This is a genomic window from Motiliproteus sp. MSK22-1, from assembly GCF_001968815.1.
Taxonomy (GTDB): Bacteria; Pseudomonadota; Gammaproteobacteria; order Pseudomonadales; family Balneatricaceae; genus Motiliproteus.
Window position 1 is genome coordinate 63,216 of record NZ_MIEQ01000029.1, and the last position, 12,156, is coordinate 75,371.

The 12,156-nt window shown below is 48.3% G+C and carries 6 protein-coding genes; 4 read left to right on the top strand and 2 right to left on the bottom strand.

Translation table 11 applies throughout. From position 1 onward, the window contains the following. The first annotated feature begins 230 nt into the window (after nt 1-230). On the top strand, nt 231-794 hold the full coding sequence (locus tag BGP75_RS08900; protein ID WP_076717862.1) for an AAA family ATPase: 564 nt from the start codon (nt 231-233) through the stop codon (nt 792-794). A 92-nt stretch (nt 795-886) separates the two neighbouring features. Here BGP75_RS08900 and fghA read toward each other — a convergent pair whose 3' ends face one another. Together fghA and BGP75_RS08910 are read right to left on the bottom strand one after the other, a co-directional pair. Further along, entirely contained in the window at nt 887-1,747 is an 861-nt protein-coding gene (fghA, locus tag BGP75_RS08905) for an S-formylglutathione hydrolase (protein ID WP_076717864.1), read from the bottom strand. A gap of 197 nt (nt 1,748-1,944) precedes the next feature. Then, nucleotides 1,945-3,063 carry an S-(hydroxymethyl)glutathione dehydrogenase/class III alcohol dehydrogenase gene (locus BGP75_RS08910; RefSeq protein WP_304441971.1) on the bottom strand — a complete coding sequence of 373 codons (1,119 nt, stop codon included), beginning with the start codon at nt 3,061-3,063 and terminating at the stop codon, nt 1,945-1,947. A gap of 234 nt (nt 3,064-3,297) precedes the next feature. On the opposite strand from BGP75_RS08910, the gene BGP75_RS08915 reads away from it, so the two are divergent. The 3 genes from BGP75_RS08915 to BGP75_RS08930 all read left to right on the top strand — a co-directional run. Then, nucleotides 3,298-4,176 (top strand): LysR family transcriptional regulator, encoded by an 879-nt coding sequence (locus BGP75_RS08915; protein ID WP_076717868.1) that lies wholly within the window; start codon nt 3,298-3,300, stop codon nt 4,174-4,176. 538 nt (nt 4,177-4,714) lie between these two features. Beyond that, nucleotides 4,715-5,575, top strand: a complete 861-nt coding sequence (locus tag BGP75_RS08925; protein WP_076717872.1) for a sulfotransferase — start codon at nt 4,715-4,717, stop codon at nt 5,573-5,575. A gap of 68 nt (nt 5,576-5,643) precedes the next feature. Then, nucleotides 5,644-12,156 (top strand): DUF4347 domain-containing protein (locus tag BGP75_RS08930; protein ID WP_076717874.1); only part of this gene is annotated, 6,513 nt, incomplete at its 3' end.

Consider the following 12,156-nt stretch of genomic DNA (forward strand, 5'->3'; position numbering starts at 1 on the left):
ACTAAGGTGTTTTTTGCTTTCCACAGTATAAGGCAACAACACTGGAACAAGATGGCTGGAAGTATGAACTGACTTTCCAGTACTTAGATGATGAAGATCCGGTGCAGCAGATAGTGTTCTCCGAGATCAATTTCAGATGTGTTGATACCCTGTCCACTTGACGACAGTTAGTCCAGGTTAACCTGTAAAAAAACGAGTGATTCACAAAGCCTTTATCTTTTGAGGAAAAAATGAAAATTGCTATTTCAGGCAGTGCTTGTATTGGAAAAACAACACTCGCTAAACAGATCGCTGATACACTTGGATGCGCATATATTCCAGAACACTATGAAGTATTGTTTGACCAACCCAAAAAGTTTCAGAGCCCTCCCGAAGTGCTAGTTGAGCTGTTTAATATGGCGCTCAGTACAAAAGTTACAGAAGAGCGTAAACACGAAGCATTTATCTCTGATAGAAGTCCGATTGATTTGTTCAACCTGTGGATGTCGAGGAGATTGTGGAAAAGGGGTGAAGATACGCATAAGTTTCATAAACGGTGCCAGCATTATGCAAGTGGCTACGACTATGTTGTGCTCTTACCCTGGGGAGTGATTCCATTAACTCAAATGGAAGGTCCTCGTGAAGGACAACGGCGGATTATGAATCGCTGGGTCCAGAGTCACAACCATGCAAATATTGTTGGTTTGACAAGGCAATGGATTTTACCGGATAAGATAGTGGACATACCTAAGAGTGCCGGTAATCTGAATGAAAGAGCAAACTATCTTTATAAAGAGATTGGTCATTCTCGATGAAATATTTACAACTCCCCTTGGTGGTTACTTGCAGTAATCCTAGATAAACGCCGAATTATATGGCCCGCATTGCGAGCCATATTGATATTTTTCTAAAGCCCGGCATTCTCATTGTTAAAGTGCCGTGCATGAAAATGCAGGTGGTCATCAATAAAACTGGCAATAAAGTAGTAGCTATGGTCATAGCCCGGCTGCATTCTCAGCTCCAAGGGGTAATCGCTGCTTTGAGCAGAAGAAATCAGTGCCCCCGGCTTTAATTCACGCTCCAAAAACTCATCGCTGTCTCCTTGATCAACCAAAATAGGTAGTTTTACTTTGGCTTTAGCAAGCAATTCACTGGCATCGTATTGCCGCCAGGCATCAATGTTATCGCCAAGGTAAGCAGTAAGCGCTTTTTGACCCCAGGGGCAGTTGCTTGGATTGCTGATCGGGCTGAAGGCAGAAGCTGATCGGTAACGGCCAGGGTTACGCAGCGCAATCATCAGGGCACCATGGCCTCCCATTGAATGGCCACTGATGGCCCTAACATCAGTAACCGGAAAGTTTGATTCGATCAGGGTTGGCAATTCTTCCACAACATAGTCGTACATCTGGTAATGACGCTTCCAGGGAGACTCTGTCGCGTTGACATAAAAGCCAGCACCTAAACCGAGATCATAGGCACCATCGGGGCTATCGGCGACGCCTTCACCTCTGGGGCTGGTATCGGGAGCAACGATGGCGATTCCCAGCTCTGCTGCTAATCGCTGGGCTCCCGCTTTATGGATAAAATTCTCCTCATTACAGGTGAGTCCAGATAGCCAGTACAATACAGGCACAGGCGTTTCTGCTGTCGCTTGTGGTGGCAGATAGATGGCAAACTGCATGTTGCAGTTCAGGCTGTTTGAGTGATGACTGAATCGTTGCTGGTTTCCGTCGAAACTTTGATTGTTGGATAGGATTTCAAGGCTCATAGAAGGATTCCGTGCCGGTCGGTCTACAGTCGTTGGTTTGCCGTCCATGAGCATACTGTAGAAAGTGGAGGTGGAAAAGCGACCCAACAGGTAGAGCCGCTTTTTTGCGGATCAGCTTGCTCAAACTGAATTAGCATTTAGATTGCTAAGTCACTTTGGAGATTGCCAACCCACTTGGCTTATCGTCTTACTCAGGGTTATTTATCAAAGTGGATAACCGAGCGAATGCTCTTACCTTCGTGCATCAGGTCAAATGCTTCGTTGACTTGCTCCAATCCCATAGTATGGGTGATAAAGTCATCCAGTTTAAATTCACCCGCCATATAACGCTCGACATAATCAGGCAGCTCTGAACGGCCTTTAACACCACCAAACGCGGTACCACGCCATACACGGCCAGTTACCAACTGGAATGGACGGGTACTGATCTCTTGGCCAGCACCAGCAACACCAATGATTACGGACTCGCCCCAGCCTTTGTGGCAGCACTCAAGGGCTGAACGCATGGTGTGTACGTTACCGATGCACTCGAAGGAGTAATCAACACCACCATCAGTGAGCTCAACAATAACATCCTGAATAGGCTTATCGTAATTTTTTGGATTGACGCAGTCAGTGGCTCCTAACTTACGGGCCAATTCAAACTTATCTTCGTTGACATCAATTGCAATGATGCGACTGGCCTTGGCCATGGCGGCGCCGATGACAACAGACAAACCAATACCACCAAGTCCGAATACTGCAATGGTTGCACCTTCTTCTGCCTTGGCAGTATTCATCACCGCGCCCATTCCGGTAGTAACACCGCAGCCCAGTAGACAGACTTCTTCCAGGGGAGCTTCAGGGTTAACCTTGGCCAGAGATATTTCCGGCAAAACGGTGTATTCAGAAAATGTGGAGGTTCCCATATAGTGATAGATAGGCTCGCCGTCTTTAGAAAAACGAGTGGTGCCGTCCGGCATTAGACCCTTACCCTGAGTTTCGCGTATCTTCTGACAGAGGTTAGTCTTTCCTGACTTGCAGAATTTACACTCGCCACATTCGGGGGTGTAGAGAGGGATCACATGATCACCGACAGCCAGTCCTGTCACCCCTTCACCGAGCTGTTCAACGATACCGCCGCCTTCATGACCTAGAATACACGGAAAAATCCCTTCAGGATCGTCACCGGAAAGGGTAAACGCATCGGTATGGCAAACGCCGGTGGCCACCATTTTCACCAGGACTTCACCTGCCTTAGGTGGTGCCACATCTACCTCTTCGATTACCAGTGGTTGGCCTGGGCCCCAGGCTACAGCTGCCTTGGATTTAATCATGGTCTTCTCCTGCAATTGCATAAGTCGTCAGTTCCGTAAGCCGCTGACTTTAACAAGCCTTCGGTTACGGTGGAATATTTCAAACCGCCTATTGTGTTTGTTTCTCAATAAATAATAATCAGGGTAAAATGTAAAACATTATTACCTTATTGTAACAATCATTGTTCCAAGCTACTCGCCCTCAGATTTTCCAAGTAGAAAGTAAATAATAGTTAAGTATTAAGGATAGTAAACGTGTCACAGTGGGAAGGTGTTATCGAATTTGTCGCAGTGGCTGAGACTGAAAGTTTTACCGCTGCCGCAAAGCGTCTGGATACCTCTGTTGCCAATATCAGCCGGCAAGTCAGTGGACTGGAGCAACGGCTGGAGGCGAAACTGTTTTATCGTACGACTCGGCGAGTTTCGGTGACTGAGACCGGGCAATTATTCTATCAACACTGCCGGCCGCTGCTGGATGGATTGGAAGCTGCTGAAAACGCCATCACTCAGCTCCAGAGTAAACCCAGAGGCAAATTGAGAATGACGGCTCCAGTCTCTTATGGTGAGCGCTATATAGTGCCTTTGGTTAATGAGTTCCTGCAGTTACATGAGGAATTACAGGCTGAGATCCAACTGACCAACCAACCGGTTGGTCTGGTTGAGCAAGGGTTTGATCTGGCCATTCGTCTAGGCCGAGTTGAAGATTCCAGTCTGGTGGCCAAGCGGCTGGCGGACCGTACCCTCTATGTTTGTGGTTCGCCAGACTATTTGGCTGCTCAGGGTACACCGCAGGGGCTGGGGGATTTGCAGCAACACAGCTGTCTGCTGGGGAGTCTGGACTATTGGCGTTTTGAAGAGCAGGGAATGGAACGCAATATTCGGGTTAAAGGGCGGCTTAGCTGCAACAGCGGATATGCCTTGGTGGATGCTGCTCTCAAAGGATTGGGATTGATCCAGATACCGGACTATCACGTGCGTGGATACCTGGAATCAGGACAGTTAGTACAGGTTCTGGAACCCTATGTGCAACAGACGGAAGCGGTCTGGGCTCTTTATCCACAAAATCGTTACCTCTCGCCCAAGGTAAGAGGGCTGATTGATTATCTTAGTGAGCACCTCAGGAGTACGGACTAAGAACCTAGGAATTAGTCCATTGTGTTTTTGTGGGCTCTCAGAGCGATCCTATCTCTGTATTAACAATTATCTCTTTATTTTTAAACGGCCGCTGTACTCTCACTATTCTTTGCTATATTTAATTGGGTTTTATTAGGTGATGTTGATATTGATGGCCTTGATCTGCAGATCCTGCAACTAACAGGATGTTTGTTATATTGATAGGGCCTTATATAAGGTGATACTGTTTGAATCTTGCTGTTACTGGAGTTCAGCGCTGTTTTGATGCATTTTGATCACCTTCCTCAACAATGGGTAGCCTTTGAGGAAGAGAAGACCGGTTTCCTTGTTTTTAGGAGTTCTATTGAGCCATGGATCGACGCTATCTCAAATTTATTCCGTCCAGATCTGTTTGTGCTGATCTCCTCCCGTCTTCAAATTTTCGAACCCAGAAGCGTTACATAAAACTCCATTTAAACGCCATAGCAACAGATATGAAGCCTCTTTGGGACTGCTATTGGGTGACTTTGGATAATCAGGTGAGCTGAAAAATAACTCTATGAATAAAAAAATCTATTTTGTTTCCGGTTTACCGCGCAGTGGTTCAACGTTGCTGATGAACGTGCTTGGACAAAACCCTGATTTTTACGTAACACCCACATCGGGGATTCGCTCAACCATACTTGGTGTGCGTAACAGCTGGGATCAGAATCCTTCCTTTCGATCCTGGCCCAAGGTTCAAAGTGATACAGTCAAAAAAAATGTACTGACGGCTATGTTACAGGCGTCATTTTCCCATACTGAACGGCCCGTCTGTTTCGATAAAAGCCGAGGTTGGCTCGATAACCTGGAAATGGCTTCTGTGTTAGTTGGAGGGCGGGAAAACTTAAAAGTCTTAGTTACCGTCCGCGATATGCGGGATGTTCTGGCTTCTTTTGAAAAAGTTTATCGAAGTAATTCCGCAATGACACAATCACCTCAGGAAGTCGGTGACCCCATCAAATTTAAAACCGCTGTTGGTCGCATCAGTACCTGGATAGACGTTAATCAGCCAGTGGGGCAAGGCTTTAATTCCATTAATGATGCAGTCGTACGTGGTTGGTTGGATTGTTTGCATTTTGTTGAGTATGAAAAAATGACTCAAGATCCGGCCAGTTGTATTGATGGCATATATCGATTTTTGCAACAGCCGGGTTTTGTCCATGACTTTACTCGTGTTGAACAAATAACCCGTGAGGATGATAGAGCCTATGGCTTTGACTATTTGCACTCTATTCGAGCGCAGATATCTCCGCAGCCGCCGCAGTGGAGCAGGGTTTATAGTCAAAATATATTTGAAGACCCTATCTGGAAAGATATTGAAAAGATTTCCCAGTTTTGGCGCCAGTGGGCTTCAGCTCCTGCCAGAGACAACCTTTGATTTTGTTTATTGAGTCTTGTTTAGCCTTTTTTTGTTATTAAACAACGGAATCTTCAGGAATCATTATTATGCGACAGCCAGGATCTTCTGATACGCAAATGCCTTCGACAGTGAACATGGATGAAGCCAATAACATTGTTATTATTGATGGCAGCCTCGCCGACCCGGAGACTCTGGCCGCTGCTTCGGCCTCCGGCGCCGAAGTGTTTGTTATTGATGCTGATCGAAGTGGTGTAGAGCAAGTTAGCGAAATATTGTCGGGGCGGGAGAATGTAGATTCCCTTCATATCATGTCTCACGGTGGGAGTGGTTATGTCAGCCTTGGTTCTGATGTTATACAGGCCAATACACTAAGTTATTACTCTGAGCAGTTAAGTGGCTGGGGTGAAGCGCTTAGTGAATCTGCTGATCTGTTGCTCTATGGCTGTTATGTCGGTAATACGGATGATGGTGTTGCGCTGGTAAACGGTCTGGCTGATCTAACAGGGGCGGATATTGCCGCGTCGACAGATCTTACTGGTGCAGATGCAAAAGGAGGCGACTGGGAACTTGAATTGAAAACCGGTGCGATTGAGTCTTCGCTCATAGAAGCCTCTGGTTACCAAGGAACGCTGGCTACGTATACCGTACTAAATACCAACAACAGTGGTGCCGGCAGCCTTCGCCAGGCTATTCTCGATTCCAATGCCAGTGGTGGTGCGGATACGATCCAGTTTGCGACTACCGTCAGCGGTACGATTAACCTCACTTCTACACTCACTATCAGTGATGACCTGACAATTCTGGGGGCTGGTGCTGACAGAATTACCTTGGACGGCAGTGGAATTGGTGCAGGTAATATTATTGACGTCACAGGGGTGACTGAAAAAACGGCAGTATTAAAAGGTATGACTGTTGCCAATGCCGCAGCTGGCAAAGGCATCTATGTTTACGGTAATAACCTCAGCGTTGAACATTTAGTCGTCGACAACAACTCATCAGACGGAATTGACTTTAGCGGAGAACTCTTCGGCTACCGCAGCACATTGGGCGTTAGCCATAGCACAATATCTAACAACGATAATGGTATTGTTTCCTACTATCACTCAGGTACCACAATAGGCTATAGCACGATTACTGGGAATTCGACCACTTGGTATGGAGCCGGGGTTGTATTAAGTAATGAGTATGGTGCTTCTACTATTAACTACTCAACAATCACTGGTAACACCCAAAATAATGCAGGTGCCAGTGGTGGTGGCATGTATGTAATGGGAGGAAATACCAATGCTGTTACCGTTAACCACAGTGTGATTTCCGGTAATACAGCGACCAATATAGGGGGGATATCGGGTGACGGTGTTAACCTCTTCAGCTCTATTGTCGCTAATAACACCAACAACGGTGCCAATGTCCAGGGTGGAAATAACAGTGGCAGCAGTATCATTCAGGAAACCTTTGCGCTTGACGCCTTGGCCCAGAATGGCGGGCCGGTTCAGACCATATCCTTGCCTAATGGCAGCACTGCAATTGATGCGGGTCAAACGCTGGGACTGACTTATGATGCCAGAGGTTATTTACTGAGCAGTGGAGGCACACCTGATATCGGTGCCTATGAAAGTAATTCAACCTCTTTTACTTATATTGGATATTACTTTCCGTCTGATGATCATACGTCAGTAGATGGCAATACCAATCTGATTATGGATTTTGGCTCCGGCATGGCGTTGGCTGCAAATGCGGGCAACATTGTTATCAAGAAAACTTCTGATAACTCTATTGTTGAAACCATCGCTGCGACGGATGCAGGAAAAGTCTCCTTCAGCAATGGTGTGGTTACCATTAATCCTGCTACAGAACTCGTTGCATCTACCAGTTACTATGTTGAAATTGATGCGGGTGCATTTAGTGACGGTAATGGTGCAACGTTTGCGGGTATCTCTGGAGCAACGACCTGGAACTTCTCTGTTGATCCGAGCTGGGTGGCTACGAATACTGATCCCGTCATTGATTCTGCGACCTATAACGCCAGTACCGGTGTAGTGACCGTAACTGGCAGCAATTTTGAAGCGAAAACTGGAGCGCTAAACGACGTTGACGTTTCCAAGCTGACCTTTACCGGTGAAGGGGGAGATACTTATACCGTTACCAGTGCCAGTGACGTTGAAATCACCAGCACGACAGAATTCAGCTTTACCCTAAGCGGGGCTGATAAAACCAATGTAGATGGCCTGCTAAATAAAAATGGCACTAATTCAGATACCAGCAATACAACTTATAATCTAGCTGCTGCTGATGATTTTATAACCAACGTTACCGCTGGTGACACTGCTGATGCGACGGCTTCTATTACGGTTAGTGCGGTAGCTGTCCCTACTATCAGCTCTGCAACCTACGATATAAGCAGCGGTGCATTAGTGGTTACTGGAACCAACTTCGTCAATAAGAATGGTGCCACTAATGATGTGGACGTCACCAAGCTTACCCTAACCGGCGAAGGTGGTGCGACCTATACGCTTACCAGTACTAATGTTGAAATTACCTCTGCTACCGCATTTACAGTAACCCTTAATGCTATTGATGCTCTAAACACCAATAGTTTGTTAAATAAAGATGGTACCACTGCCGATTCCGGTACCACCTATAACCTCGCAGCTGCCGATAACTGGATGCAAGGTGCGGCTGCATCCACAGACATTGCGGATGCTACCGGCAACGGGATTACTGTTTCTAACTATACAGCGCCTACCGTTACATCAGCTACTTATGATTTTTCTAATGGACAGGTTGTCATAACTGGAACCAACTTTGTCCATGACAGTGGCGCAAATAACGATATAGACGCCTCTTTATTAACCTTTACTGGCGAGTCTGGGGCTACCTACACTCTCACAGATACTTCGGATGTAGAAATCACCTCAGCTACGGCTGCCACCATCAGCTTATCATCAACGGATCAGTTGCATGTTCAAGGGCTGATGAACAAAGACGGTACTGTCTCTGGTGATGCGACCACTTATAACCTGGCAGCAGTCGAAGACTGGATGGCGGGGTCTCCTGCCAGTATCAATGTGGCGGATTTAACCGCCAACGGCATTACCGTATCCAATGTGGCAACACCTACGGTTACTTCTGCTACCTATGACGTGGATACCGGGATTTTAGCCGTTACCGGGACTAATCTGTTTAAGAAGGTTGGTGCTGCTAATGATATTGATATATCGACAATTACACTGACCGGTGGTGCAGGCAACGCTACCTATACCCTGACCAGCGCTTCTGATGTGGAAATTACCTCAGCCACAGCTTTCTCTGTCACCCTGGCCGGGGCAGACAAGACCAGTGTTGATGCCCTTTTAGATCAAATTGGAACCAGTTCCAGTGGTGGCAGTACCTACAACATAGCGGTGGCTGATAATTGGTTGGCAGCTGCTGATTCCGCTACAGATATTGCTGATGCCACCAATGCTGTGACGGTATCTATAAATCCAAAAATTACTTCCTCAACCTATGATGCCAGTACCGGTGTGTTTGTTGTTACCGGCACTAATATTCAAGCCAATGGTGGTGGTTCTGATATAGATGCGTCTCTATTTACGTTTACCGGTGAAGGTGGAGCTACCTATACATTGACCGATACTGCAGATGTAGAGCGGGATTCGGTGAGCCAGTTCACTCTGACACTATCTGCTACCGATAAAGCGGCGATCAATCAAATATTCAATAAGGATGGAACAAGCTCCACCAGTTCTACCACTTATAATCTTGCTGCTGCGGATGACTGGGATACCAACGTCACTGCGGGTGATACTACAGACACTACCGGTAATGGAGTGACGGTCAGTAATGTGCCCGCTCCCTCCATTACCTCCGCTGCCTATGATGCCAGTACCGGATCGCTGGTCGTGACGGCTACCGATTTGGTTAAAGCCAGTGGTGCCGCTAACGATATTGATGTTTCGATGCTGACTTTTACCGGGGAAGGAGGGAGTAGCTATACTCTGACTGATTCCTCTGACGTGGAAATTACGTCTGGCAGCGCTTTTACCGTGACTCTTTCGGCCACAGACAGAGGAGCAGTCAACCAGATAGTCAATAAGAACGGGACGGCGTCAACAGATACCACTACCTACAATTTGGCGGCAGCAGAAGATTGGGCGACTGGCGCGGATGCGTCGGTTAATGTGGTGGATGCCACGGGCAATGCCATCACCGTCAGCAATGTTGCGACGCCGACGATTACCTCGACGACATATGATGCCTCTACTGGTATTTTGGTAGCGACAGGCACAGGCCTTTTGAAGAAATCCGGTGCAGCTAATGACATTGATGTGTCGATGCTTACTTTCGCGGGGGAGGGGGGGGCGACCTATACCCTGACTGATACCTCGGATGTGGAGATCACTTCCGGAACGAGTTTCACAGTGACTCTCTCGGCCACAGACAGAGGGGCAGTCAACCAGATTATCAATAAAGATGGAACGACCTCTACCGGTGGTAGCAGCTATAATCTGGCGGCAGCAGAGGATTGGGCTGCGGGGGCTGACGTTTCGGTTAACGTGGTTGATGCTACAGGTAATGGCGTTACGGCTTCTAATGTTGCTGCTCCGACCATCACCTCAGCTACTTACGATTACAACAGCAATACGATGCTGGTGACCGGGACTGGTTTTCTAGCCAAGTCAGGTGCGACCAATGATATCGATATTTCCAAATTTACCTTTACTGGCGAGGGGGGCGCGACCTATACCCTAACCAGTGCTAGTGATATCGAGATTACCTCCGGTACGGCTTTCTCTGTTACGCTTTCAGGGACTGATCTTGTCAATGTGGAGGCGTTGCTCAACAGCGATGGAACCAGTGCTGATGATTCGACCACCTATAATTTAGCTGCCGCAGAGGATTGGGCCGCAGGTGCTGACGCTGCTGTCAATGTGGTGGACACCACAGGCAACGGTATCACCGTATCCAACTATGCGGTGCCGACCTTGACCTCAGCCAGCTATGATTGGAGCACCGGACAACTGGTGCTGACCGGCACCAACTTTATTCCTACAAGCGGAGCCAGTAATGATGTGGATGCCTCGGCATTTAGCTTCACCGGAGAGGGTGGCGGTGGCTCCAGCTATACCCTCACCGATTCCGCCGATGTGGAGATCACCTCCGCCACCACAGCCACTCTGATACTGTCAGCCACCGACCAGCTTCATATTCATGGCTTGCTTAATAAAAATGGAACCACCTCCGACGACTCCACCACCTACAACCTGGCTGCCGCCGAAGACTGGATGACCGGCGCTCCCAGCGCCAATACGGTGGCGGATTTAACCGGCAATGGGATCACCGTTTCCAACGTCGCCGCCCCCGCGGTCACCTCGGCCGGCTATGACTCGGATACTGGTGTGCTGACTGTGACTGGCACCAATTTGTTCAAGAACGATGGCGCCAACAACGATATTGATATCTCCACCATTACCCTCACTGGTGGCGCGGGCAATGCCACCTATACCCTGACCAGTACTTCGGATGTGGAAATCACCTCAGCCACGTCCTTCTCCGTCACGCTGGCCGGGGTTGATAAAACCAATGTTGATGCCTTGCTGGATCAGCTGGGTACCAGCTCCAGCGGCGGTAGTACCTATAACATTGCGATGGCCGATAACTGGCTGACGGCTGCCGACTCGGCAACCGATATTTCTGATGCGACCAATGCAGTGACCGTGACCATCAGTCCAAAGATCACTTCATCAACCTACGATGCAACCACCGGGGTGTTGGTGGTCACTGGGACGAATATTCAGGCGAATGGCGGTGGTTCTGACATTGATGCCTCTCTTTTCACTGTTACCGGAGAGGGCGGGGCAACCTATACCCTGACCGATACTGCTGATGTGGAACGGGATTCGGTTAATCAGTTTACCCTGACCCTGTCCGCAACTGACAAGGCTGCGGTTAATCAAATCATTAATAAGGATGGTACCGCCTCAACCGATGCCACCAGCTATAACCTGGCAGCAGCGGATGATTGGGATACCAATGTCACCAGTGGTGATACCGCCGATACTACTGGCAACGGGATCACCGTAAGCAATGTAGTTGCTCCCACAATCACCTCATCTACTTATGATGCCAGTACCGGTATCTTGGTGGTGACCGGGGCCAACCTGCTTAGCGCAAGTGGTGCTGCCAATGATATTGATGTGTCCATGCTGACGTTGACCGGCGAAGGGGGCAGTACCTATACCCTGACCGATTCTTCCGATGTGGATATCACTTCCGCCAGTGCCTTTACCCTGACTCTCTCCGCCACGGATAAGGCAGCCATCAGCCAGATGATCAATAAGAACGGCACCAGTTCCACCAGTGCCACCACTTATAACCTGGCGGCGGCTGAAGACTGGGCGGCCGGGGCCGATTCTGCTGCCAATGTGGCAGATACCACAGGTAACGGAGTCACCGTCTCCAACGTTGCAGCTCCAGTGATTACCAGCGCCACCTATGACTTTGTCACCGGTACCCTGGCAGTCACCGGAACCGGTTTCTTGCAACTGAGCGGGGCCGCTAACGATATTGATGTCTCCCTGTTAACCCTTACGGGTGAA